Below are 23,242 nucleotides of genomic sequence, written 5' to 3'. Positions count from 1 at the left end.
AGGTCTACATCGAGGGGCAACTCCGTACCCGTAGCTGGGACGACAACAACGGCGTCACCCGTTACATCACTGAAATCCTTGTTAAAACCACGGGCACCATGCAGATGTTGGGACGTGCCGCAGGTGCACAGACTCAGCCGGAAGAGGCACAACAGTTCAGCGGTCAGCCTCAGCCGGAACCACAGCCGGAAACGAAAAAAGGAGGCGCGAAAACGAAAGGCCGTGGACGTAAGGCCGCGCAGCCGGAGCCTCAGCCGCCGTCTGAACCCGCGTATGACTTCGATGACGACATTCCGTTCTGAACGACTGACAGTGACAACCGCCCCGTCCAGTGCGGGGCATCACCGGAGAGATGAGGATGAGCGAATATTTCAGAATACTTCAGGGACTGCCTGACGGCTCCTTTACCCGCGAACAGGCTGAAGCCGTTGCCGCACAGTACCGGAACGTCTTTATCGAGGATGACCACGGGGAACATTTTCGCCTGGTTGTCCGCAATAACGGTGTAATGGTCTGGCGCACCTGGAATTTTGAGGACGGTGCCGGGTACTGGATGAACCATGTCATCCGGGATTTCGGCATTCTTAAGTAAGAGAGGTGCCGGACGGGGACACGTCCGGCAGACATACAACCATCCCAGCTAAAGGAGAAATATATGTCAGTTACAGAGTCTAAGGCAAAAAAGGGGTATAAATCCAGCCATAAACTGTCAAAAGCACAGGAAACCGTCCTGTCTGCCCTGCTGGCGCAGACGGAGGAAGTGAGCGTGCCGCTGGCCTCACTGATTAAGTCACCGCTGAATGTACGCACGGTGCCGTATTCTGCGGAGTCCGTCAGCGAACTGGCGGAGTCCATTCAGGGCGTCGGCCTGCTGCAGAATCTGGTCGTGCATGCCCTGCCAGGTGACCGTTACGGTGTCGCCGCAGGTGGTCGCCGACTGGCAGCACTCAACATGCTGGCAGAGCGCAACATCCTTACGGCTGACTGGCCTGTACGCGTGAAGGTTATTCCGCAGGAACTGGCGACGGCGGCATCAATGACTGAAAACGGTCATCGTCGGGATATGCACCCTGCCGAACAGATTGCCGGATTCCGTGCAATGGCGCAGGAAGGCAAAACACCTGCACAAATCGGTGATTTGCTGGGCTATTCACCCCGCCACGTTCAGCGAATGCTGAAACTGGCAGACCTTGCGCCTGTCATCCTCGATGCGCTGGCAGAAGACCGCATCACCACAGAACACTGTCAGGCGCTGGCGCTGGAGAACGACACCGTGCGTCAGGTGCAGGTGTTTGAAGCCGCCTGCCAGTCAGGATGGGGCGGTAAACCGGATGTGCGGGTTATCCGCAACCTGATTACGGAAAGTGAAGTGGCAGTGAAGGACAACACTAAATTCCGCTTTGTGGGGGCTGATGCCTTCTCGCCAGATGAACTGCGCACCGATTTGTTCAGCGACGACGAGGGTGGCTATGTGGACCGTGTGGCGCTCGATGCCGCTCTGCTGGAAAAACTCCAGGCTGTCGCTGAACACCTTCGGGAAGCCGAAGGCTGGGAATGGTGCGCCGGACGCATGGAGCCTGTCGGTGAGTGCCGTGAGGATGCCGGAACATACCGCTGTCTGCCGGAGCCGGAAGCGGTGCTGACGGAGGCGGAAGAAGAACGCCTGAACGAACTGATGACGCGTTACGACGCGCTGGAAAATCAGTGTGAGGAATCCGACCTGCTGGAAGCAGAAATGAAGCTGATGCGCTGCATGGCGAAGGTCAGAGCGTGGACGCCGGAGATGCGTGCCGGAAGCGGTGTGGTGGTGTCCTGGCGTTACGGCAATGTGTGTGTCCAGCGTGGTGTGCAGTTGCGCAGTGAAGATGACGTGGCTGACGACGCTGACCGCACGGAACAGGTGCAGGAAAAGGCCTCCGTGGAGGAAGTCAGCCTGCCGTTGCTGACGAAAATGTCCTCAGAGCGCACGCTGGCAGTCCAGGCGGCACTGATGCAGCAACCGGACAAATCTCTGGCACTGCTGGCATGGACGCTCTGTCTGAATGTGTTTGGCAGCGGAGCGTACAGTAAACCAGCACAAATCAGTCTGGAATGTAAACATTATTCGCTGACCAGCGATGCGCCGTCAGGGAAGGAAGGGGCCGCATTCATGGCGATGATGGCAGAAAAAGCCCGTCTTGCCGCCCTGTTACCGGAGGGATGGGCATGGGATATGACGACGTTCCTGTCACTCAGCCAGGAGGTGCTGTTATCCCTGCTCAGTTTCTGCACCGCATGCAGCCTTTACGGTGTCCAGACCCGCAATTGTGGTCACACGTCACGCAGTCCGCTGGATTCGCTGGAAACGGCTATCGGATTCCACATGCGCGACTGGTGGCAGCCGACAAAAGCGAACTTCTTCGGACACCTGAAAAAGCCGCAGATTATCGCAGCCCTGAATGATGCCGGACTGTCCGGTGCCGCCCGGGACGCGGAGAAAATGAAGAAAGGCGATGCGGCTGAACATGCAGAGCACCATATGAAAGACAACCGCTGGGTGCCTGGCTGGATGTGTGCACCACGTCCACAGACGGATACCACTGAACGCACCGATAACCTGGCTGATGCCGCCTGATGAACAACCACACCGCCCCGCCGGAGACGGGGCGGCAGCAAGGGAGATACCGTGATGAAAACTGAACTGACCCTGAATGTATTACAGACCATGAACGCACAGGAATATGAAGATATCCGGGCTGCCGGAAGTGATGAACGCCGTGAGCTGACTCACGCCGTGATGCGGGAGCTGGATGCGCCGGATAACTGGACGATGAACGGCGAGTACGGCAGCGAGTTTGGCGGCTTTTTCCCCGTCCAGGTTCGTTTCACGCCTGCCCACGAACGTTTTCACCTGGCGTTATGTTCACCAGGTGACGTCTCTCAGGTCTGGGTGCTGGTTCTGGTCAATGCCGGTGGTGAGCCGTTTGCGGTGGTTCAGGTGCAGCGGCGGTTTGTACCGGAAGCCGTCAGCCATTCACTGGCACTGGCGGCGTCACTGGATGAACAGGGATACAGCGTCAGTGACATCATCCATATCCTGATGGCGGAAGGAGGTCAGGCATGAGCGCATGTTCACAGGCACTGGTTCCCCTCAGCACAGAGCAACAGGCCGCATGGCGGGCGGTGGCGGAGACGGAAAAACGCCGCCATCAGGGAAACACGCTGGCGGAATATCCGTATGCGGGGGCGTTTTTCCGCTGTCTGAACGGAAGCCGCAGGATTTCGCTGTCTGACCTGCGATTTTTCATGCCATCTCTGACTGCAGAAGAACTGCGCGGTAACCGTCTTCAGTGGCTGTATGCCGTCGATGTGCTGATTGAAACACAGGGCGAGGTCTGCCTCCTTCCCCTTCCCGGTGATGCGGCAGAGCGGTTGTTCCCGTCGGTGCGGTTCCGTGTCAGGGAACGCAGTCGCCATAAATCCGCGCTGGTCATGCAGAAGTACAGCCGTCAGCAGGCACGGGAGGCAGAGCAGAAAGCCCGTGCGTACCAGGCGCTGGTTGCTCAGGCTGAAATCGAACTGGCATTCCATTCACCGGAAACAGTCGGAAGCTGGCATGCCCGCTGGAGTGACCGGGTGGCAGAGCATGACCTGGAAACCCTGTTCTGGCAGTGGGGTGAGCGTTTTCCGTCACTGGCCGGGATGGAACGCTGGCAGTGGCAGGATATGCCGTTCTGGCAGGTCATCGCGGAAGCCAGTATGGCGGCAAGGGAGGTCGGTCATGTTGTCCGTGAGATGGAGCGGTGGATGGTGCCGAACAAACTCCGGGAGGTGGCGTGATGCAGAACGCCAGACATCCGAAAACACACAGGGAACTGTGTGAACTGGCCTGCCGTTTTCTCCGCAACAACGGCTTTAAGGTGGTGTTCGGTGACCGTTTTCACGCATGGACGCCCTGCGGTGAACATCCTGATGCTCTGGGCTTCCGTAACGGAGCGTCATGTCTCATTGAGGTGAAATGCTCACGGTCTGATTTCCTGGCTGACCGGAAAAAGGTGTTCAGGGCAGAGCCGGAAAAGGGCATGGGAGACTGGCGTTTTTATCTTTGTGAGCCGGGCGTGATTACCGTGGACGATTTACCGGCGGGCTGGGGACTGTTGTATGTGATTAACGGGCGGGTCAGAAAGATACATGGCTGGCCCGGAAATCATCAGTGGGTGGTTACGGTTGCAAAACCGTTCAGGGCAAACAAACAGGCTGAATGCGATTATCTGTTCAGTGCTCTGCGTCGGCTGGAAATCCGGGGCGTAACGGAGAACGGTGCAGATGCTGACAGGGTGCAGACATATGGGCTATGATGTGCCCGGCGCTTGAGGCTTTCTGCCTCATGACGTGAAGGTGGTTTGTTACCGTGTTGTGTGGCAGAAAGAAGATAGCCCCGTAGTTAATTTTTCATTAACCCACGAGGCATCCCATATGTCTGACAACATCAGGATAGCCTCTTACCGCGCTTTGCGCAAGGAGAAGAAGGCCATGAAACTACCACGAAGCTCCCTTGTCTGGTGTGTGTTGATCGTGTGTCTCACACTGTTGATGTTCACTTATCTGACACGAAAATCGCTGTGCGAAATTCGTTACAGAGACGGGGACAGGGAGGTGGCGGCTTTCATGGCTTACGAATCCGGTAAGTAGCAACCTGGAGGCGGGCGCATGCCCGCCTTTTCAGGGCTGATGCTGGCACTGACTGCACTGAAGCGCCTTTATGAAGGGACTGCCGGTTTGTCCATTCTACGGCAGTCCCTTTTTCCTTACTGGCATTGTGCGGGCATGAACAACCAGACTGCCAGGAAGGCCGTTTCCCTTCGGGAACGGGGATGAACGCGCGCCTGCGGCGCCCGTTCTTCTCCTCCGCCTTCTCTGTTTATGGCCAGTTGTCAGAAATGACATTACTTTTCCCGTGATTATTCTCTTTTTCTTCCTGCTCTGATTCTGACTACTGCAGTGTTGTCCTGTCTGCCGGGCGCACCTTCGGCTCCCGGCTGCCTGGCGGCATCCGGTCGTCAGGCCCGACTCCGACAGGCAGCTGCTGGCGCACCTGCCAGTCTCCGCCGAACCCGCTGGCGCGGTTTCGGGCTGTCGCTACGGTCCGATGCGTGAAAACCCCGGGCTTGCAGCGACCGTTCCGGTCGCGCCGCCTCTGTCGCGCCGTGGCCTGCGCTCCTGGCATCCCGGCAAAAGGCCGCCGGGATGTGAGGGGCAACGCCGTTTCGCGCACGCGCTCTCCGTCGTTGCGGCGGGTCCCTGCCCGTTGTTGTGTCCGGTGCCATACACCTGTTTAAGCCCCTGTCGCCGGGGGCAAAGACAGCCACAACCGTCTCCGCCAGTCCAGGGGTGAAATGTACATCCCGCAAAACTTTTTGCCCAAAAGCAGGCAAAAACTTTTGCGGTCTGCCCCCGGACAGTCGTTTCCGGCCGTGGCAGTGATGCCCCATGCGGCGAAGGTTCTCAAACAGGTGATGGTTAATACCGGAGGGAACAAAGAGCAGGTCCCCGCAAAACGTCAAAACCGCGGCTCCCGAAACTCAACAGATGATGGGGGCTGAAAACATTAAACACAGGAGGAAACATGAGCGCATTTTCTTTTAACACCACTTATCAGCCAACCGGTGATCAGCAGAAAGACGCAATCGCACAAATCGACATCATGCAGAGTCGTGCTGTTCAGGCAAATCTTGCATATCAGAGCAGCCAGGATGCGGAAACGCTGATGAAACAGTTAGGGCAAATCAATGATGAACTGGGGGCGCTGTTGGATAGCCTGGAAAATCACACGCCAGTTATCAGACAAAAAGCCAGTGATTTGAGTGCACTGGTGATGCTTTTCAGCCAACAGGCCGGTCAGCCCATGAGCAGTCCTGTGTGATGATTATCCCTCTGATTGTTGGTGATTTGTTAATGGCAATCAGGGGGCAGGAAATTAAGCGAAAGATGCTCTGATGGCTGAACTGGCTCTGGAGTACCGAAAATCGGGCCGCACCGTCGTCCCGGATAGTGCTGAAATATTTAATGTGGAGAGAAAGGATGGGATATATCACATATGTTACAGATCAACGACCCGGTGAACCAGATATCCTGACCGGGAACACGTTTGCTGATCTGGAGATTCGTGATTCTGATGGGCATCTTCTGCTGAAAGTGTCTGCACCTGAAGCCGGCTGGACACACGAAAGCCTGAACCTTGTTCAGCCGCAGGAAGTGCAGGAGGGGAACGATGCATTTGATGCTTATCTGAATGGTATATGGATCGGCTCGACAGAGGTCTGAACAAATCACGCCAGCAGAAGACGTTGCTGGCGTCTTCTGCATTCCCAGGGAGCTGCCGCGCGGCATGTTTGCTTATACCCGTGTTCCGACGATGATTATTCGTCTGCGGGCCTGAAGACGACGGGCAGGCGGGAGGATAAATGCCTGTCTGCCCGCGCCGGGAAAAGACCGCGCGCCGGTGGCGCTGAAAGGGGCCGCGCTCACGCGCCGCCCCTTTCATTACGCGGACGTTCTGCTGTGGGCTTCTGTTTTTTCAGACCTGTCATTTGTCTGTTACTGATGGTGTTGTTGTTCCTGCTGCTGCTACTGCTACTGTTCTTCTTTTTCCTGCTGCTCTCATTCCTGTCAGTTCTGTTGTTCTCCCGACTGTGCCTTTTCCGGGCGTCCCCCTGGCGGGGCGGGCTGTCGTGAACGGAGCCAGCGGAGCTGTCTCCGCCCTGGCGGGCTTCCATCCCTGACGCGAAACCCCCGGGTTTGCAGCGACCGGAACGGTCGCGCCACCCTTGTCGCGCCGTGGCCTGCGCTCCCGGCATCCCGGCAAAAGGCCGCCGGGATGTAAGCAACTGTCTTGAGCATGATATTTATAATGAAAACTTGTGGTATGAATCACTCCATTCTTCATTCTTTCGGATCATTGCATTCAGAATGGTTAACAGCTTGCGCATGCAGGCAACAAGAGCAACTTTCCTCACTTTTCCAGCTGTAATGAGTCGCGTATAAAAAGCTTTTATTACGGGATTAAATCTGGTCGCGACAAGCGCAGCCATATAAAGCGCAGTTCTTACGCCAGCTCTCCCGCCAAAAATAGTTCGTCTACCACGCATTGTTCCGGAGTCTCTGTTTACAGGAGCCACACCTATAAGTGCACTAATCTCTCGACGTGAAAGACTTCCCAGTTCAGGTACTTCAGAGAGCAATGTGGCAACTGTCATTGCACCAACCCCCTTAATGCTGCTCAAACGAGCTGCAAGCTCTTTGAAATGAGTTTTAATGTGATTATTCATCGCCTCGTCAATTCGGGAAAGTTCATCCTCCAGGGCTTTTATGATGGTATTGATACTCTTTCTGTTCTGAGGATGTGCAGGGTGAAGTCTGTTCCGTTCCGCAACCAACATTGTTATCAACTGGCGTCTACGTACCACCATAGCGGCAAGAATTTGCCGTTCGGCGTCGGGTATAGCTTTGATAAAGCGCTCCCGTTCTGGATGACGGTTTATTACCTCGGCCATTTGAGACAGCACTTTTGCATCAATCCTGTCGGTCTTTGCCAGATATCCCATAGCACGAGAGAAATTCCTGGCCTGTCTGGGATTGATGACCGCGATATCAAAACCTTCAGCCTGAAGTGAACAGGCTACAGCAGCTTCAAGCCCACCTGTAGCCTCCATCAAAACCAGCGCCACCGAATGCTTTCTCAATTCAGCAATGATGAGCTCAAAACCATCGGTGTCGTTACCAGCAGTAAACTGAGCAAACTCGTTGTTAGCAGTAGCAATGTCCAGAGTTGTTTTAGAAACATCAATACCCACACAAAGCGGATTTGGCTGACTCATTATTACCCATCCTTGCAAATGCGTTATGAATTACGGACAACTGTTCGGGTTTCAGATGAGTGGCTCAGCGTATGCGCCATTTGCTTACATACGGGCTTAAACCCTAAGGGGCACCAGGCTGCATACGCTTTGCCAAATCTATTCGCTGCTCATGATAACGAAGAACCAAGATACAAGGGGCAACGCCGTTTCGCACACGCGCTCTCCCTCCTTATTGTTAACAAACTGTTGGGTTATGAGAAGGGGATTATATTAAGCGGAAAAATTTTTTATTAAATTTATGAGGAGTGGCGGTTATGCGATTAGCTTCCCGTTTTGGGCAGTATAATTCCATCTGCTGTGAGCCTCCTTTAAACGGATGACGAATTAATGCAGTTTGTTTCGTCTGTTTTTTCTGGTGATAAATATGAATCCCGGAGTGAGTGTTATACATATATCCCAACCATCAATATCATCAATAAGTTACGTGATGAAGGGGGCCAGCCGTTTCTATTGCCTGTCACAGCCGGGTTCGTGATTTAAGGCGGCGTGAATACAGTAAACATATGTTACGTCTTCACAGGGAAGGACATATTAACGGGATAGAAGTTCCTGAAGTTATCCTGCTTTATTCACATGATGGTTCATCCCGTTATCAGATGATCCCCGGAGTTTTTCATTTTGTCTGCACAAATGGCCTGGTGTGCGGAAATAATTTGGGCAAAATCCGTGTTCCACATAAAGGTGATATTGTCGGGCAGGTTATTGAGGGATCGTATGAAGTGCCCGGTGTCTTTGAAAAAGTCACTGAAAATATGGAGACAATGAAAGAGATACATCTTAACAGTGACGAGCAACATTTATTTGGCAGAGCTGCACTGATGGTCAGGTATGAAGATGAAAATAAAACGCCAGTGACGCCTGAACAAATAATTACTCCCCACCGTTGGGAGGATAAGCAGAACGATCTCTGGACAACCTGGCAGCGGGTTCAGGAGAATATGATAAAAGGTGGATTATCGGGGCAAAGTACCTCCGGTAAAAATACCAGGACAAGAGCCATTACAGGCATTGATGGTGATATCCGAATCAACAAAGCATTATGGATGATTGCCGAACAGTTCAGGGAGTGGAAGTCATGATAATATAAGTAAAGCCCCGAAAAATTTTTCGGGGCTTTACTTATATTATCATCCTGAGGCATTGCTATGTCGTCTGATATGCCTCAATTTCATCAACTGGCTTTTCGGTAGTCTGTAAATATTGTGCCCGCGAAAAATGGTCTGGCAGGAGGCTGCGCAGTTACCGGATATATATAAGATGGGTTCCCGCTTTGCGGGGCTTCGGCCAGTCAGCATTATCACTCATATGATATTTTTGTGTGTGGCCTTCCATGCCGCTGTCGCGGCATAACCGGTATTTGATAATGTATACAATATTAATTGTTCTGCACACTGTTAATTTGGGGAAGTGATTTCTTCGTGGTCGGAACCCGGATGCCTTTACTGCTCTTTATCCCGGTATAAATCCGGTAAACGTCTGATGCATAGGCAAGACGCCTCCGGTTCTGGCGTTCACTCTTTTTGAATCCGGCATTGTATGCACCAACGGCTTCCCAGGATACGCCCCATTTTTTAAATGCTATTGCCAGATAATAGGCACCGGTATAAATGTTCATGCAGGGATCTGTTGTCAGATGTTCTGGCTTAATTCCGTAGCGGGCCAGTTCGTTAAAATGCTGGGAGTCTACTTGCATCAGTCCGCTGCCATATCCCGTTACCGGATTAATACCAATGGCATTAACCCGGTAACGGGATTCTTTCCATGATATCGCTCTCAGTAAATCTGGGTCTATTTTGTAATCCCGACCTGCAAGATCAAAGCAATCGGCGGCTTCGCAGATCCCATTTATAAACATCAGGCAGATTGCTAACATCCATTTTTTCATTTTTTTCACCTCTGGTGACATTATCCGGAAATAATTTAACCTACTCCACAATAAGGCTCAACTAGTTGGTGGTTCTCACCACCAAAAGCACCACACCCCACGCAAAAACAAGTTTTTGCTGATTTACTTTTTGAATCATTGGCTTATATTATAAATAATGTATTTTAATTTATTTTACATTATTAAATAGGGGCGTTGACGACCCTATGGCGACCCTATGGCGACCCTTGTTAGGGTCAGTACTGACAATTTTTATAAAAAACATTGGCATATATTAGGGCCGCCCCTAGCAGCGCCGTGCGTTTTTTTATAGTATAACCCTAGGGGCGCTGCTAGGGGTGCTCTTCTTTTTTAAGACCATACTATGAGTGGATGAAATAAAACACTTGTTTCAGAATCTAAAAGGTACTGTCTTATGGCCAGAGTAAATTTGTATATCAGTAATGAGGTTCATGAAAAAATTAACATGATTGTTGAAAAACGTCGTCAGGAGGGTGCAAGAGATAAAGATATAAGCCTTTCAGGAACTGCTTCAATGCTTCTTGAATTGGGGCTTCGTGTATATGATGCTCAGGTGGAGCGTAAAGAGTCTGCGTTTAATCAGACAGAGTTTAATAAACTACTTCTTGAATGTGTTGTAAAAACACAGTCAACGGTGGCAAAGATTTTAGGTATTGAGTCTCTTAGTCCTCATGTTTCCGGAAACCCGAAGTTTGAATATACTAATATGGTTGATGATATCAGAGAGAAAGTGTCTGTTGAGATGGAACGATTTTTCCCAAAAAATGATGATGAATAAAGGGAAATAATTTTGACTTTGTTCAAATATCAGAGTTTTTTTTTTGATTCAAACTGATGACAATAGTCAGGATAATTAGTATATTAATTACGTGGTTAATGCCACGTTAAAATTTAAAACTGAAAATCGCCGATACAGGGAGATCTGACCTCCCTGTATCGACTGTCCATAGAATCCTTAACGGAGGTTCCTATGTGTGCGCTGGATCGTAGAGAAAGCCCACTTCACAGTCAATCTGTAAATAATTACATCCTTAATATTCAGGATATCTACAGAAATTCTCCCGTTCCGGTTTGTGTCCGCAACAAAAACCGGAAAATCCTTTATGCCAATGGGGCTTTTATTGAACTCTTTTCCAGAGAAGATAAACCTTTATCCGGAGAGAGTTATATACGTCTGCAGGTTGAAATTTTTCTTTCATCACTTGAACTGGAATGTCAGGCTCTTGGGCATGGCTCTGCATTTTGTCGTCGTTTTAATTTTCATGGCGAAATCTATCAAGTAAGAATGGAAAATGTTTCTTTTTATAATGATGAATCTGTTGTTTTATGGCAAATTAATCCGTTTCCGGATTATCCGTTTTTTGCGTTAAATCAGAGTGGGAATAATATAAATGTTTCTGATAAATTAACGATATGGAATGATCTTTCTCCTGGGACACTGCTTGTTTTCTCTTTTTATATGCTGGGGGTTGGTCATGCAACAATAGCCAGAGAATTGGGTATTACAGACAGAGCATCTGAGGACCGAATCAAACCAGTCAAACGTAAAATAAAAGAAATTTTTGAGCATTTTGATTTATTCAGAGTGCAATGTATATATAAAGGAGAGATAGATTTACTATTAAGTATAATTCGTGAATTTTATAGCGTTAAATAAATGTAAAATAAGGCACGCCAATTTTGGCGTGTTTTTTTTCGTCGGTTTCTGTGTAATCATAATTTTATTAGCCGGGAAACAGAGGTGAATTGAGTGAGGAGGCGTAACGCGAGAGGCGGTATAAGCAGAACGGTCTCGGTGTATCTCGACGAAGATACAAATAACCGACTTATTAAGGCCAAAGATCGTAGTGGCAGAAGTAAAACTATAGAAGTTCAGATCCGTCTCAGAGATCATCTGAAACGGTTTCCTGATTTCTATAACGAAGAAATATTCAGGGAGGTGACTGAAGAGAGCGAGTCAACATTTAAAGAGCTTTAGTTTTTATCTATCAATATTAAACAGAGGAATCATATGGACGCCGTTTTAAGTGTTCAGGGTGCTTCTGCGCCCGTCAAAAAGAAGTCGTTTTTTTCTAAATTCACTCGTCTGAATATGCTTCGCCTGGCACGCGCTGTGCTCCCGGCTGCTGTTCTGATGATGTTCTTCCCGCAGCTGGCGATGGCTTCCGGTGGTCAGGACCTGATGCAGAGTGGTAACTCCACGGTTAAGGCGACCTTCGGTAAGGACTCCAGTGTTGTTAAATGGGTTGTTCTGGCTGAAGTTCTGGTCGGTGCGGTCATGTACATGATGACCAAAAACGTCAAGTTCCTGGCCGGTTTTGCCATCATCTCTGTATTTATTGCTGTGGGTATGACCGTCGTTGGCCTCTGACAGGAAATAAAACGATGTCGGGAGACGAGAATAAACTTAAAAAGTATCGTTTCCCGGAAACACTGACCAACCAGAGCCGCTGGTTTGGCCTGCCGCTGGATGAACTCATCCCCGCAGTAATTTGTATTGGGTGGGGAATGATGACATCAAAATATCTGTTCGGTATTGGTGCAGCGGTTCTGGTTTATTTCGGGATTAAAAAACTGAAAAAAGGGCGGGGCAGTTCCTGGTTACGTGACCTGATTTACTGGTATATGCCAACAGCCCTGCTGCGCGGTATTTTTCATAATGTTCCCGATTCGTGTTTCCGGCAGTGGATTAAATAGAACTGATACCAGGATTGTTATATGGAACACGGTGCCCGTTTAAGTACCAGTCGTGTAATGGCCATCGCCTTTATATTTATGTCAGTGCTTATTGTTCTCAGCCTCTCTGTTAACGTCATTCAGGGGGTAAATAACTACCGTCTTCAGAATGAGCAACGCACTGCCGTGACGCCAATGGCATTTAATGCCCCCTTTGCCGTGTCGCAGAACAGTGCCGACGCCTCTTATTTACAGCAGATGGCACTGTCATTTATTGCCCTCCGTCTGAATGTTTCATCAGAAACCGTCGATGCCTCACATCAGGCGCTTCTGCAATATATCCGTCCGGGCGCACAGAACCAGATGAAAGTTATTCTGGCTGAAGAAGCGAAGCGTATTAAAAACGATAACGTGAACTCCGCCTTTTTCCAGACCAGTGTTCGTGTCTGGCCTCAGTATGGCCGTGTGGAAATTCGTGGTGTGCTTAAAACCTGGATTGGTGATTCAAAACCTTTCACTGATATCAAACATTACATCCTTATTCTGAAGCGGGAAAACGGGGTGACCTGGCTGGATAATTTCGGGGAAACAGACGATGAGAAAAAATAATACAGCAATAATATTCGGCGGCCTGTTTTTTTCCTGTAGCGTGATGGCCGCAAACGGCACGCTGGCACCCACCGTGGTGCCAATGGTGAACGGTGGTCAGGCCAGTATTGCCATCAGCAATACCAGTCCGAATCTGTTTACCGTTCCTGGTGACCGGATTATCGCCGTGAACAGTCTGGATGGTGCCCTGACCAATAATGAGCAGACCGCCTCCGGCGGTGTGGTGGTGGCCACCGTCAACAAAAAGCCTTTTACGTTCATTCTGGAAACAGAACGTGGTCTGAATCTTTCCATTCAGGCCGTTCCCCGTGAAGGCGCGGGGCGTACCATTCAGCTGGTCAGTGACCTGCGCGGAACCGGAGAAGAAGCCGGTGCGTGGGAAACGTCCACGCCTTACGAATCCCTGCTTGTGACCATCAGCCAGGCCGTTCGTGGCGGAAAATTACCTGCAGGCTGGTATCAGGTGCCTGTGACAAAAGAAACCCTGCAGGCCCCGGCGGGGCTGTCTTCAGTGGCAGATGCCGTATGGACGGGGAATCACCTGAAGATGGTCCGCTTTTCCGTGGAAAATAAAACGCTGTCTGCCCTGAATATCCGGGAAAGTGACTTCTGGCAGCCGGGAACCCGTGCCGTGATGTTCAGCCAGCCTGCCAGCCAGTTACTGGCAGGTGCGCGCATGGATGTGTATGTCATCCGTGACGGGGAGGGCAACTGATGGCCAGTATCAACACTATTGTGAAACGCAAACAGTACCTGTGGCTGGGGATTGTGGTTGTCGGTGCAGCCTCCGCGATTGGTGGGGCACTGTATCTGTCTGATGTGGACATGTCCGGTAACGGTGAGGCGGTGGCAGAACAGGAGCCTGTGCCGGATATGACCGGTGTGGTGGATACGACTTTTGATGACAAGGTGCGTCAGCATGCCACCACAGAGATGCAGGTGACGGCAGCGCAGATGCAGAAGCAGTATGAGGAAATCCGTCGTGAGCTGGATGTTCTGAACAAACAGCGCGGTGATGACCAGCGTCGTATTGAAAAGCTGGGACAGGACAATGCCGCCCTGGCAGAGCAGGTAAAAGCCCTGGGTGCAAATCCTGTTACCGCGACCGGAGAACCAGTACCGCAGATGCCAGCCTCACCGCCCGGCCCGGAAGGCGAACCACAGCCAGGAAACACACCCGTATCCTTCCCGCCGCAGGGCAGCGTTGCTGTTCCACCGCCGACGGCGTTTTATCCCGGGAATGGTGTCACGCCACCACCACAGGTGACGTACCAGTCTGTGCCGGTGCCTAACCGGATACAGCGTAAGGTGTTTGCCCGTAATGAGGGAAAACAGGGACCATCACTGCCGTACATTCCGTCAGGAAGTTTTGCGAAAGCCATGCTGATTGAAGGGGCGGATGCCAATGCGTCTGTCACCGGTAATGAATCCACGGTGCCGATGCAGTTGCGTATCACCGGCCTGGTGGAAATGCCGAACAGCAAAACGTATGACGCAACGGGATGTTTTGTGGGGCTGGAAGCCTGGGGGGATGTCTCCAGTGAGCGTGCCATTGTACGCACCCGCAATATCAGCTGCCTGAAGGACGGCAAAACCATTGATATGCCGATTAAGGGGCATGTCAGCTTCCGGGGCAAAAACGGTATCAAGGGCGAAGTGGTGATGCGTAACGGCAAAATCCTCGGCTGGGCATGGGGCGCGGGATTTGTTGACGGTATCGGTCAGGGAATGGAGCGCGCCTCCCAGCCGGCTGTCGGGCTGGGTGCCACTGCCGCTTACGGGGCCGGTGATGTCCTGAAAATGGGTATCGGTGGCGGCGCATCGAAAGCCGCACAGACGCTCAGTGACTATTACATCAAACGTGCCGAGCAGTATCACCCGGTGATACCGATTGGTGCGGGCAACGAAGTGACCGTGGTGTTCCAGGACGGCTTCCAGCTGAAAACCGTGGAAGAGATGGCGCTGGAGCAAACGAAAACAGTCGAAGAGGCTGCAGCAGAGCATGCTCAGAATTTTGTTGATGGCAATAATGCATCTGTTACTTCCACAATGACAAATCATCTTAACGGCTTTAATACTGACCAGATGCTGAAGCAACTGGGCAACCTGAATCCGCAGCAGTTTATGTCCGGCAGCCTGGGAGGGGGTAACGATGGCAAATAATATGTCACTCCGTCAGATATGCCATGCCACCCGGTATGTTGTTGCCCGGGGCCTGTGTTGGTTGTTCTGGTGTCTGAAATACGCCGTCATTCTGCCGCTGGCCACAATGGCTCTGCTGGCGTTACTGGTTTTATGGAAGGACAACACCACACCGGGGAAATTGCTGGTTCAGGAGATCGAGTTTGTAAGGGGCAGAACGCCAGCCGGGCTGTATCCGGTCCGATACTGCTCGAACAGTTTTGGTTCCGATTTAGCGATGCCTCCGTCTGTAACGTGCGGTTTTCGCCGGGGGGATGCTGCAGAATATGCCAGGGAGACTGATCAGTCTCTGATGCAACTGTTCACCGCATTATGGGCAACACTGGCACTGATGTATGTCTCGCTGGCGGTGATCTCCGGAAAATATCCGATGCGACCCGGAAAAATGAAATGTGTCCGGGTGGCAACTGCAGATGAACATCTGAAGGAGGTTCTTACGGAAGATGCTTCCCTGCCGGAAAAAATCAGGAAATGCCATGTTTATTTCCCTGATGACAGGACAAACAGAAACAACGGAGATAAAAATGAACATGCGTAATATTAATGTTATTACTGACCGCTCTGTACCGGATAAAAGCGTATCAGATGATTTTATGCATGCTGTTCTCAGTAACTGCACCACAAGAATCGTACTTCCTGCACCGAAGAAATTCGGTTCTGAATCATTGTCGCACAATTTTAATATGGCTGCTGTCGGTGTGATGAAGAAGGGTATGTCGATGAACTTATTTTCTTCTCCGGGAAATACAGTGGTCTTCGGACAACCCTGTGCAGGGAAAACAAATCTGACAGCAGAGTTAATTTCTGCTGTTGTGGGGAATAATAAAAAAGGAGAAGGGCAATGAAACAGATTTCTTTATTTATTCCTCTGCTGGGGACGTTATTACTTTCCGGCTGTGCCGGAACTAATACGGAATTTGAGTGTAATGCCACCACATCAGATACCTGTATGACGATGGAGCAGGCTAATGAGAAAGCCAAAAAACTGGAGCAGTCCTCAGAAGCAAAGCCGGTTGCGGCATCACTGCCGCGCCTGGCTGAAGGGAACTTCCGGACAACACCTGTGCGAACCGTTACTGCGACAACTCCATCCGGCAGCAGACCTGCGAGGACTGCACATCCGGAGCAGAAACTGCTGGCACCACGCCCGCTGTTTACCGCTGCCCGGGAAGTGAAAACGGTCGTTCCGGTCAGTTCAGTTGCGCCGGTAACACCTCCTCGTCCGCTAAGAACGGGTGAGCAGACGGCAGCATTATGGATAGCGCCATATATTGATAATCAGGATGTTTATCATCAGCCATCCAGCGTGTTTTTTGTTATTAAACCGTCTGCGTGGGGAAAACCACGTATTAATTAACTGGCCCTGAAGTTGTATATCAGCCGGCAATGCCGGCGGGCTTTCTGTATTCAAAATCTGCCAGTAAAACGAGTGCCCTGTGCGTGAAAAGGGATGGGCGGTAGCGTGTCAGAACATGTCGGGAGGAATATTCCGTGAGTGATGAAGCCGATGAAGCATATTCAGTGACAGAACAACTGACCATGACAGGAATAAACCGGATACGCCAGAAAATAAATGCTCATGGTATTCCTGTTTATCTCTGTGAAGCATGCGGAAATCCTATTCCGGAAGCCCGGCGAAGAATATTTCCCGGTGTGACGTTGTGCGTTGAATGTCAGGAGTATCAGGAAAGGCAGAGGAAACACTATGCATAAATCAGAAGCTGAAAAAATAGATTCTATTCTGGATGAACATCAACAGATATATCGCAGACATAACCGAATAGATAACATCCTGGCGTTTTTTGCGTGTATTGCATGGATTCCCTGTATTATTGCTGCGTTCGGCGTTGATGGTATATATCTGAAAATCCTGTTTGCGGTCCTTGCCTGCTGTGGTGCGGTATGCTTTTTTATTTTCTTCTTCACCCTCCTGCCGGAATCACTCATGGTCCTCAGCCGTCAGAGCCTGCTTCAGCTTATGCGTCTGACTGAAGACGTACCGGATGCGAGACAGGAACTGCTTAATCGTCTGCTGTCCGGTAAAAAACTGACTGGTCGGGATGAAAAGGATATCCGGCGTCTCTGGCAGGAGAAAGTGGATGCAATGCAGGAGTCTGCCACTCGTCAGTGTGAACAGGATACCATCCGGAAGTTTACTGAAGAGAACATTGATTGAGGGTAGGTAAATGACTGAGTACCAGTTAAGTCTTGAGGGTAATCTGCGGCTGTTTTTTGCAATGGCAATCATTGTCTGTGGTTACGGCTATGTAATTATTTGTGTTTTTATAAAAGATATGCTTGCCTATATTTTAATGTTACTTGGCCTTGCAGGTCTCAGTTTTTTATTTTCTTTCATGTCGTTTAATGATGACAATATGTGGGGCGGTTCTCCTGATTTGACGCTATCAGTAATAGATGGTTCTTTTGCGGCCACAGTTATCTTTTATATGTTTTATTTCTTGAGTTATTCCTTTTGTCGGATGGGGGAAGGATGAACAGAAAGGCCGATGACCTGCATTAACAAAACTTACATGAATTTCAAATAAGCAGCACAGGGGATAAAAGGTCGAAGCGTGCTATCCCTGAAAAGTTCAGTCTGCGGGTCAACAGAGGCAGCACATTGATTGTTAGTGTATTTACCGTGTTTGTTGCTTTTATTACGCATGTTGTTTTCAGAAGCCTGTTATTCTCGATAGATGAACCGGTTAATAAACTGGACTGTGCCGGAGTCATCGTTAATGTGCCAGTAGCTCAGTATGAGGGGTATATCCGATAGTGGGAATTATATAAGGCTAAAATGAAATGAAGTCGATATATTTAAAGTCTGTTCTGGCTTTTATATTTGTTGGCGTTATGGCTATGTTGATATGTGGTCTTTTTTACAATGATTACCTTGAGCAACAACCTGCAACACCAGAACAACTGACAGAGATTACACAGGATACTCCCTGTGCAGCAGATGCATTTAAGGAAGCCATTAAGTCTGACTCCTCTGATTATCAGCCTGAACCTTTAAGTCTTGGTAAGGCAAAAGAGCTTGCATCAAAATGTAGAAAGGAAAACGAAATGGCAGAGGTGAAACGGGTAAGAGAAAATGAGCGAAATAAGATACGTGAAAAACAACTTCAGGCATTAAATGATGCTCATTCAGCAAAGGAACGTTAATCCTGGTTTCCTGTTAAAAGCCTCCATCTCTTATTTGTGCTGTGGTTTTAAGAATGGCACTACGTGATATATCCACGGCCCACAGACTGATATTTTCCTTTTTTAAACGCACTAAGGAATACTCATATGAGTAATAACCCACTTGAGGCCGTCACTCAGGCGGTTAATTCACTGCTGACTGCGCTTAAATTACCGGATGAATCCTCTCAGGCTAATCAGATCCTCGGTGAGATGAGCTTCCCGCAGTTCAGCCGTCTGCTGCCGTACCGTGATTACAATCAGGAGTCCGGCCTGTTCATGAATGACACCACGATGGGCTTTATGCTGGAAGCCATTCCCATCAATGGTGCGAATGAGTCCATTGTGGAGGCTCTCGATCATATGCTGCGCACCAAACTGCCGCGCGGTATTCCGTTGTGTATCCATCTGATGTCCAGTCAGCTGGTTGGTGACAGGATTGAATACGGGCTGCGTGAGTTCTCCTGGTCAGGTGAACAGGCTGAACGGTTTAACGCCATTACCCGTGCCTATTATATGAAAGCGGCAGCGACACAGTTTCCGCTGCCGGAGGGGATGAATCTGCCCCTGACCCTGCGCCATTACCGGGTGTTTATCTCGTACTGTTCTCCCTCGAAGAAAAAAAGCCGGGCTGACATTCTGGAAATGGAAAATCTGGTGAAAATCATCCGTGCCTCTTTTCACGGCGCAAAAATCACCACACAGACAGTGGATGCACAGGCTTTCATCGAGATTGTCGGGGAGATGATTAACCATAATCCGGACTCTCTGTACCCGAAAAGACGTCAGCTGGACCCGTATTCTGATCTGAATTATCAGTGTGTGGAGGACAGTTTTGATCTGAAGGTCCGGGCGGATTACCTGACGCTGGGGCTGCGTGAGAACGGCAGGAACAGCACAGCCCGTATCCTGAATTTCCATCTGGCCCGTAACCCGGAAATCGCCTTCCTGTGGAACATGGCCGACAACTACAGCAATCTGCTGAACCCGGAAATGTCCATTTCCTGCCCGTTCATCCTGACGCTGACACTGGTGGTGGAAGATCAGGTGAAAACCCACAGCGAAGCCAACCTGAAGTACATGGACCTGGAGAAAAAGTCGAAGACCTCCTATGCCAAATGGTTTCCGTCCGTGGAGAAAGAAGCTAAGGAGTGGGGGGAACTGCGCCAGCGGCTGGGCTCCGGTCAGTCTTCTGTCGTGTCCTACTTCCTCAACATCACAGCATTCTGCAAGGATAACAATGAAACGGCTCTGGAAGTGGAGCAGGACATTCTGAACAGCTTTCGTAAAAACGGTTTTGAGCTGATTTCACCGCGCTTTAACCACATGCGTAACTTCCTGACCTGCCTGCCCTTTATGGCCGGGAAAGGGCTGTTTAAACAGCTGAAAGAGGCCGGTGTGGTTCAGCGCGCAGAGAGCTTTAATGTGGCCAACCTGATGCCGTTAGTGGCGGATAACCCCCTGACACCGGCAGGTCTGCTGGCACCCACCTACCGTAACCAGCTGGCGTTTATCGATATCTTCTTTAAGGGGATGAATAACACCAACTACAACATGGCGGTCTGTGGAACATCCGGGGCCGGTAAAACCGGGTTGATACAGCCACTTATCCGCAGCGTGCTGGACTCCGGGGGCTTTGCCGTGGTGTTCGACATGGGGGATGGCTACAAGTCTCTGTGTGAGAACATGGGGGGCGTATATCTGGACGGTGAAACCCTGCGCTTTAACCCGTTTGCGAACATCACTGATATTGACCAGTCAGCGGAGCGTGTCCGTGACCAGTTGTCGGTGATGGCCAGCCCCAACGGTAACCTGGATGAAGTGCATGAAGGTCTGTTGCTGCAGGCGGTCAAAGCCTCCTGGCTGGCTAAAAAGAAGCAGGCGCGCATTGATGATGTGGTGGATTTCCTGAAAAACGCCCGTGATAACGACCAGTATGTCGAGTCACCGACCATCCGCAGCCGTCTGGACGAAATGATTGTGCTGCTTGACCAGTACACTGCCAACGGCACTTACGGCCGGTATTTTAACTCTGATGAACCGTCCCTGCGGGATGATGCCAGAATGGTTGTGCTGGAGCTGGGTGGGCTGGAAGACCGTCCGTCACTGCTGGTTGCGGTGATGTTCAGCCTTATCATTTACATCGAGAACCGGATGTACCGCACGCCGCGTAACCTCAAGAAACTGAACGTCATTGATGAAGGCTGGCGTCTGCTGGACTTCAAAAATCGTAAAGTTGGTGAGTTTATTCAAAAAGGTTACCGCACCTGTCGCCGTCATACCGGTGCCTATATCACCATCACACAGAACATCGTCGACTTTGACTCTGACAAGGCATCCAGCGCTGCCCGCGCGGCATGGGGTAACTCCTCCTACAAAATTATCCTCAAACAGAGTGCGAAGGAGTTCGCGAAATATAACCAGTTATTCCCGGATCAGTTCCAGCCACTGCAGCGCGACATGATTGGTAAGTTTGGTGCGGCCAAAGACCAGTGGTTCAGTTCCTTCCTGCTGCAGGTGGAAAACCATTCCTCCTGGCACCGTCTGTTTGTGGACCCGTTAAGCCGTGCCATGTACAGCTCTGACGGCCCGGATTTTGAGTTTGTGCAGCAGAAACGCAGAGAGGGTCTGAGTATTCATGAGGCGGTGTGGCAGCTGGCGTGGAAGAAATCGGGGCCGGAGATGGCTTCGCTGGAGGCCTGGCTGGAAGAACATGAGAAATACAGGAGTGTTGCATGACCACAACGCAAAAAACGACTGACGTTACAGCCCGTCGACGCAGCCACTGGTGGTGGACGGTGCCGGGATGCCTGGCAATGGTGTTACTGAACGCGGTCGTCAGTTACGGCATTGTCAGACTGAACGCACCGGTGACTGTCGCCTTCAACATGAAACAGACCGTGGATGCGTTTTTTGACAGCGCCAGTCAGAAACAACTGTCAGAAGCACAGTCAAAAGCCCTTTCAGCGCGTTTTAATACGGCACTGGAAGCCAGCCTGCAGACGTGGCAGCAGAAACACCACGCGGTCATTCTGGTGTCGCCTGCCGTGGTACAGGGGGCACCGGATATCACCCGGGAAATCCAGCAGGATATTGCCCGGCGGATGAGGGCGGAGCCATGAGATGCCGGGGGCTGATTGCCCTGCTGATATGGGGGCAGAGTGTGGCCGCCGCCGATCTTGGCACCTGGGGCGATCTGTGGCCGGTAAAGGAGCCGGACATGCTGACGGTGATCATGCAGCGCCTGACGGCACTGGAGCAGTCCGGTGAGATGGGCCGGAAAATGGATGCCTTTAAGGAGCGGGTGATCCGTAACAGCCTGCGGCCCCCTGCCGTGCCCGGTATCGGACGCACGGAGAAATACGGCAGCCGGTTGTTTGACCCGTCCGTCAGACTGGCTGCGGATATCCGGGATAACGAAGGGCGGGTGTTTGCCCGTCAGGGTGAAGTGATGAATCCGCTGCAGTATGTTCCTTTTAACCAGACGCTGTATTTCATCAATGGCGATGATCCGGCGCAGGTGGCCTGGATGAAACGCCAGACGCCGCCCACACTGGAGAGCAAAATTATCCTCGTGCAGGGCAGTATCCCGGAGATGCAGAAAGCGCTGGACAGCCGTATTTTCTTTGACCAGAACGGTGTGCTCTGCCAGCGCCTCGGCATCGATCAGGTACCGGCACGGGTGAGCGCCGTTCCCGGCGATCGCTTCCTGAAGGTGGAATTTATTCCGGCAGAGGAGGGCAGAAAATGAAGCGAAGCCTGTGGCTGCTGATGTTATTCCTTCTCGCCGGTCATGTCCCTGCGGCGTCAGCGGAGTCTGCCTGTGAGGGGCGTTTTGTAAACCCGATCACGGATATCTGCTGGAGCTGTATTTTCCCGCTCTCGCTGGGCAGTATCAAAGTCAGTCAGGGTAAGGTCCCCGACACGGCGAACCCGTCGATGCCCATTCAGATTTGTCCGGCACCGCCGCCGCTGTTCAGGCGTATCGGGCTGGCCATTGGTTACTGGGAGCCGATGGCGCTGACGGACGTCACCCGGTCACCGGGATGTATGGTGAACCTGGGCTTCAGTTTGCCGGCTTTTGGTAAAACGGCACAGGGAACGGCGAAAAAGGATGAGAAGCAGGTGAACGGGGCGTTCTATCACGTTCACTGGTACAAATACCCGCTGACGTACTGGCTTAACATCATCACATCGCTGGGCTGTCTGGAAGGTGGTGACCTGGATATCGCTTATCTTTCTGAAATCGACCCCACCTGGACGGACAGCAGCCTGACCACCATTCTCAATCCGGAAGCTGTCATCTTTGCCAATCCGATAGCACAGGGGGCCTGTGCAGCAGATGCCATTGCCAGTGCCTTTAACATGCCCATTGATGCCCTGTTCTGGTGTGCCGGTTCGCAGGGAAGTATGTACCCGTTTAATGGCTGGGTGAGTAATGAGTCCAGTCCGTTGCAGTCCTCCCTGCTGGTCAGTGAACGCATGGCGTTCAAGCTGCACCGTCAGGGCATGATTATGGAAACCATCGGGAAAAATAACGCCGTCTGTAATGAATATCCGTCCCCAATCCTGCCCAAAGAACGCTGGCGTTATCAGATGGTGAATATGTATCCGGACAGCGGACAGTGCCACCCGTTCGGGCGCAGCGTGACCCGCTGGGAAACCGGGAAAAATCCACCCAACACAAAGAAAAACTTTGGCTACCTGATGTGGCGTAAACGCAACTGTGTATTTCTGTGAATGTAAAAAGGATGCTGAAGGAGAACTT

General features: G+C 51.0%; 32 protein-coding genes and 6 pseudogenes. 34 read left to right on the top strand and 4 right to left on the bottom strand.

Annotation, left to right across the window (positions count from 1 at the left end; all coding sequences use genetic code 11):
* The 9 genes and pseudogenes from ssb to C0K55_RS26150 form a co-directional block, all read left to right on the top strand.
* Positions 1 to 302: single-stranded DNA-binding protein (gene ssb / locus C0K55_RS21345; RefSeq protein ID WP_123059776.1), on the top strand; the 302-nt coding region annotated here is incomplete at its 5' end.
* A 56-nt stretch (positions 303 to 358) separates the two neighbouring features.
* Positions 359 to 592, top strand: coding sequence for a DUF905 domain-containing protein (locus C0K55_RS21340; protein WP_105265877.1), 234 nt, complete (start codon positions 359 to 361; stop codon positions 590 to 592).
* A gap of 63 nt (positions 593 to 655) precedes the next feature.
* Positions 656 to 2,614, top strand: a complete 1,959-nt coding sequence (locus C0K55_RS21335; protein ID WP_105283437.1) for a ParB/RepB/Spo0J family partition protein — start codon at positions 656 to 658, stop codon at positions 2,612 to 2,614.
* Positions 2,615 to 2,668: 54 nt separating this feature from the next.
* Positions 2,669 to 3,103, top strand: a complete 435-nt coding sequence (gene psiB / locus C0K55_RS21330; RefSeq protein ID WP_000845930.1) for a conjugation system SOS inhibitor PsiB — start codon at positions 2,669 to 2,671, stop codon at positions 3,101 to 3,103.
* Positions 3,100 to 3,819 (top strand): plasmid SOS inhibition protein A, encoded by a 720-nt coding sequence (locus tag C0K55_RS21325; RefSeq protein WP_105283436.1) that lies wholly within the window; start codon positions 3,100 to 3,102, stop codon positions 3,817 to 3,819. The genes psiB and C0K55_RS21325 overlap by 4 nt, the downstream gene beginning before the upstream one ends.
* Complete coding sequence (locus C0K55_RS21320; RefSeq protein WP_001178554.1) at positions 3,819 to 4,337, top strand: hypothetical protein; 519 nt, start codon at positions 3,819 to 3,821, stop codon at positions 4,335 to 4,337. Before C0K55_RS21325 ends, C0K55_RS21320 begins: the two co-directional genes overlap by 1 nt.
* Positions 4,338 to 4,523: 186 nt before the next feature.
* Positions 4,524 to 4,604: pseudogene (locus tag C0K55_RS26735) on the top strand (DUF5431 family protein); the annotation flags it as partial.
* Positions 4,573 to 4,671 (top strand): Hok/Gef family protein, encoded by a 99-nt coding sequence (locus C0K55_RS26730; protein ID WP_233329041.1) that lies wholly within the window; start codon positions 4,573 to 4,575, stop codon positions 4,669 to 4,671. The pseudogene C0K55_RS26735 and the gene C0K55_RS26730, both read left to right, overlap by 32 nt.
* Positions 4,672 to 4,689: 18 nt before the next feature.
* Positions 4,690 to 4,857, top strand: coding sequence for a hypothetical protein (locus tag C0K55_RS26150; protein ID WP_012817834.1), 168 nt, complete (start codon positions 4,690 to 4,692; stop codon positions 4,855 to 4,857).
* 276 nt (positions 4,858 to 5,133) lie between these two features.
* Here the strand turns inward: C0K55_RS26150 and C0K55_RS26725 are convergent.
* A pseudogene (locus tag C0K55_RS26725) lies at positions 5,134 to 5,306 on the bottom strand (hypothetical protein); the annotation flags it as partial.
* A 69-nt stretch (positions 5,307 to 5,375) separates the two neighbouring features.
* Between C0K55_RS26725 and C0K55_RS26720 the strand changes: the two are divergent.
* The 4 genes and pseudogenes from C0K55_RS26720 to C0K55_RS27225 all read left to right on the top strand — a co-directional run.
* Positions 5,376 to 5,582 carry a single-stranded DNA-binding protein gene (locus C0K55_RS26720; protein ID WP_077776117.1) on the top strand — a complete coding sequence of 69 codons (207 nt, stop codon included), beginning with the start codon at positions 5,376 to 5,378 and terminating at the stop codon, positions 5,580 to 5,582.
* Positions 5,583 to 5,605: 23 nt separating this feature from the next.
* Positions 5,606 to 5,902 (top strand): hypothetical protein, encoded by a 297-nt coding sequence (locus C0K55_RS21300; RefSeq protein WP_033549078.1) that lies wholly within the window; start codon positions 5,606 to 5,608, stop codon positions 5,900 to 5,902.
* A 158-nt stretch (positions 5,903 to 6,060) separates the two neighbouring features.
* A complete protein-coding gene (locus C0K55_RS21295; protein ID WP_000540591.1) occupies positions 6,061 to 6,303 on the top strand; it encodes a hypothetical protein in 243 nt (80 codons plus the stop codon).
* Positions 6,300 to 6,418 (top strand): annotated as a pseudogene (locus tag C0K55_RS27225) (class I SAM-dependent methyltransferase); the annotation flags it as partial. The gene C0K55_RS21295 and the pseudogene C0K55_RS27225, both read left to right, overlap by 4 nt.
* An 85-nt stretch (positions 6,419 to 6,503) precedes the next feature.
* Here C0K55_RS27225 and C0K55_RS21290 read toward each other — a convergent pair.
* Both C0K55_RS21290 and C0K55_RS21285 read right to left on the bottom strand, forming a co-directional pair.
* Positions 6,504 to 6,862: pseudogene (locus C0K55_RS21290) on the bottom strand (hypothetical protein); the annotation flags it as partial.
* Between the two features lie 22 nt (positions 6,863 to 6,884).
* A complete protein-coding gene (locus C0K55_RS21285) occupies positions 6,885 to 7,856 on the bottom strand; it encodes an IS110 family transposase (protein WP_000082157.1) in 972 nt (323 codons plus the stop codon).
* 296 nt (positions 7,857 to 8,152) lie between these two features.
* On the opposite strand from C0K55_RS21285, the pseudogene C0K55_RS21280 reads away from it, so the two are divergent.
* Positions 8,153 to 8,977, top strand: a pseudogene (locus tag C0K55_RS21280) (DUF932 domain-containing protein).
* A 296-nt stretch (positions 8,978 to 9,273) separates the two neighbouring features.
* On the opposite strand, the gene C0K55_RS21275 reads toward C0K55_RS21280, so the two are convergent.
* Positions 9,274 to 9,783 carry a transglycosylase SLT domain-containing protein gene (locus tag C0K55_RS21275; protein WP_000759171.1) on the bottom strand — a complete coding sequence of 170 codons (510 nt, stop codon included), beginning with the start codon at positions 9,781 to 9,783 and terminating at the stop codon, positions 9,274 to 9,276.
* 415 nt (positions 9,784 to 10,198) lie between these two features.
* On the opposite strand from C0K55_RS21275, the gene traM reads away from it, so the two are divergent.
* The 20 genes and pseudogenes from traM (at position 10,199) to traU (ending at position 23,214) form a co-directional block, all read left to right on the top strand.
* Positions 10,199 to 10,582 (top strand): conjugal transfer relaxosome DNA-binding protein TraM, encoded by a 384-nt coding sequence (gene traM, locus C0K55_RS21270; protein WP_059222172.1) that lies wholly within the window; start codon positions 10,199 to 10,201, stop codon positions 10,580 to 10,582.
* 192 nt (positions 10,583 to 10,774) lie between these two features.
* The gene (locus tag C0K55_RS21265) at positions 10,775 to 11,461 is read left to right on the top strand and encodes a PAS domain-containing protein (RefSeq protein ID WP_123058167.1); all 687 of its coding nucleotides are present in this window, start codon (positions 10,775 to 10,777) and stop codon (positions 11,459 to 11,461) included.
* Positions 11,462 to 11,554: 93 nt separating this feature from the next.
* The gene (gene traY / locus C0K55_RS21260; protein WP_001254386.1) at positions 11,555 to 11,782 is read left to right on the top strand and encodes a conjugal transfer relaxosome protein TraY; all 228 of its coding nucleotides are present in this window, start codon (positions 11,555 to 11,557) and stop codon (positions 11,780 to 11,782) included.
* Positions 11,783 to 11,815: 33 nt separating this feature from the next.
* Positions 11,816 to 12,175, top strand: coding sequence for a type IV conjugative transfer system pilin TraA (gene traA / locus C0K55_RS21255; RefSeq protein ID WP_105267000.1), 360 nt, complete (start codon positions 11,816 to 11,818; stop codon positions 12,173 to 12,175).
* A gap of 14 nt (positions 12,176 to 12,189) precedes the next feature.
* On the top strand, positions 12,190 to 12,501 hold the full coding sequence (gene traL, locus C0K55_RS21250; RefSeq protein WP_000012118.1) for a type IV conjugative transfer system protein TraL: 312 nt from the start codon (positions 12,190 to 12,192) through the stop codon (positions 12,499 to 12,501).
* Positions 12,502 to 12,522: 21 nt separating this feature from the next.
* Entirely contained in the window at positions 12,523 to 13,089 is a 567-nt protein-coding gene (gene traE, locus C0K55_RS21245) for a type IV conjugative transfer system protein TraE (RefSeq protein ID WP_000399792.1), read from the top strand.
* The gene (traK, locus tag C0K55_RS21240; protein WP_105266999.1) at positions 13,076 to 13,804 is read left to right on the top strand and encodes a type-F conjugative transfer system secretin TraK; all 729 of its coding nucleotides are present in this window, start codon (positions 13,076 to 13,078) and stop codon (positions 13,802 to 13,804) included. The genes traE and traK overlap by 14 nt, the downstream gene beginning before the upstream one ends.
* Complete coding sequence (traB, locus tag C0K55_RS21235) at positions 13,804 to 15,252, top strand: F-type conjugal transfer pilus assembly protein TraB (RefSeq protein WP_105266998.1); 1,449 nt, start codon at positions 13,804 to 13,806, stop codon at positions 15,250 to 15,252. Before traK ends, traB begins: the two co-directional genes overlap by 1 nt.
* Positions 15,242 to 15,829 carry a conjugal transfer pilus-stabilizing protein TraP gene (gene traP / locus C0K55_RS21230; protein ID WP_105266997.1) on the top strand — a complete coding sequence of 196 codons (588 nt, stop codon included), beginning with the start codon at positions 15,242 to 15,244 and terminating at the stop codon, positions 15,827 to 15,829. Before traB ends, traP begins: the two co-directional genes overlap by 11 nt.
* Positions 15,816 to 16,136 carry a conjugal transfer protein TrbD gene (locus C0K55_RS21225; RefSeq protein WP_236942614.1) on the top strand — a complete coding sequence of 107 codons (321 nt, stop codon included), beginning with the start codon at positions 15,816 to 15,818 and terminating at the stop codon, positions 16,134 to 16,136. The genes traP and C0K55_RS21225 overlap by 14 nt, the downstream gene beginning before the upstream one ends.
* The gene (gene traV / locus C0K55_RS21220) at positions 16,133 to 16,648 is read left to right on the top strand and encodes a type IV conjugative transfer system lipoprotein TraV (RefSeq protein ID WP_105266996.1); all 516 of its coding nucleotides are present in this window, start codon (positions 16,133 to 16,135) and stop codon (positions 16,646 to 16,648) included. Before C0K55_RS21225 ends, traV begins: the two co-directional genes overlap by 4 nt.
* Positions 16,649 to 16,782: 134 nt before the next feature.
* Positions 16,783 to 17,004, top strand: a complete 222-nt coding sequence (gene traR, locus C0K55_RS21215) for a conjugal transfer protein TraR (RefSeq protein WP_105266995.1) — start codon at positions 16,783 to 16,785, stop codon at positions 17,002 to 17,004.
* Positions 16,997 to 17,467 (top strand): hypothetical protein, encoded by a 471-nt coding sequence (locus C0K55_RS21210; protein WP_045896532.1) that lies wholly within the window; start codon positions 16,997 to 16,999, stop codon positions 17,465 to 17,467. Before traR ends, C0K55_RS21210 begins: the two co-directional genes overlap by 8 nt.
* 10 nt (positions 17,468 to 17,477) lie before the next feature.
* A complete protein-coding gene (locus tag C0K55_RS21205; protein ID WP_105283435.1) occupies positions 17,478 to 17,786 on the top strand; it encodes a hypothetical protein in 309 nt (102 codons plus the stop codon).
* A 206-nt stretch (positions 17,787 to 17,992) separates the two neighbouring features.
* Positions 17,993 to 18,067, top strand: a pseudogene (locus C0K55_RS27220) (hypothetical protein); the annotation flags it as partial.
* A gap of 26 nt (positions 18,068 to 18,093) precedes the next feature.
* Positions 18,094 to 18,456 carry a hypothetical protein gene (locus C0K55_RS26005; RefSeq protein ID WP_122998327.1) on the top strand — a complete coding sequence of 121 codons (363 nt, stop codon included), beginning with the start codon at positions 18,094 to 18,096 and terminating at the stop codon, positions 18,454 to 18,456.
* A 126-nt stretch (positions 18,457 to 18,582) separates the two neighbouring features.
* A complete protein-coding gene (gene traC / locus C0K55_RS21195; RefSeq protein ID WP_105267011.1) occupies positions 18,583 to 21,213 on the top strand; it encodes a type IV secretion system protein TraC in 2,631 nt (876 codons plus the stop codon).
* Positions 21,210 to 21,596: a type-F conjugative transfer system protein TrbI gene (gene trbI, locus C0K55_RS21190; protein WP_105267012.1), complete on the top strand. Its 387-nt coding sequence runs from the start codon at positions 21,210 to 21,212 to the stop codon at positions 21,594 to 21,596. The genes traC and trbI overlap by 4 nt, the downstream gene beginning before the upstream one ends.
* The gene (traW, locus tag C0K55_RS21185; protein WP_105267013.1) at positions 21,593 to 22,225 is read left to right on the top strand and encodes a type-F conjugative transfer system protein TraW; all 633 of its coding nucleotides are present in this window, start codon (positions 21,593 to 21,595) and stop codon (positions 22,223 to 22,225) included. Before trbI ends, traW begins: the two co-directional genes overlap by 4 nt.
* Complete coding sequence (gene traU / locus C0K55_RS21180; RefSeq protein ID WP_045896540.1) at positions 22,222 to 23,214, top strand: conjugal transfer pilus assembly protein TraU; 993 nt, start codon at positions 22,222 to 22,224, stop codon at positions 23,212 to 23,214. The genes traW and traU overlap by 4 nt, the downstream gene beginning before the upstream one ends.
* Positions 23,215 to 23,242: the final 28 nt, after the last annotated feature.

The sequence above is a fragment of the Escherichia sp. MOD1-EC6098 genome (assembly GCF_002965865.1).
Classification (GTDB): Bacteria; Pseudomonadota; Gammaproteobacteria; order Enterobacterales; family Enterobacteriaceae; genus Escherichia; species Escherichia marmotae.
Note: the sequence above shows the minus strand (reverse complement) of the source record. Positions and strands in the feature narration are given on the sequence as shown.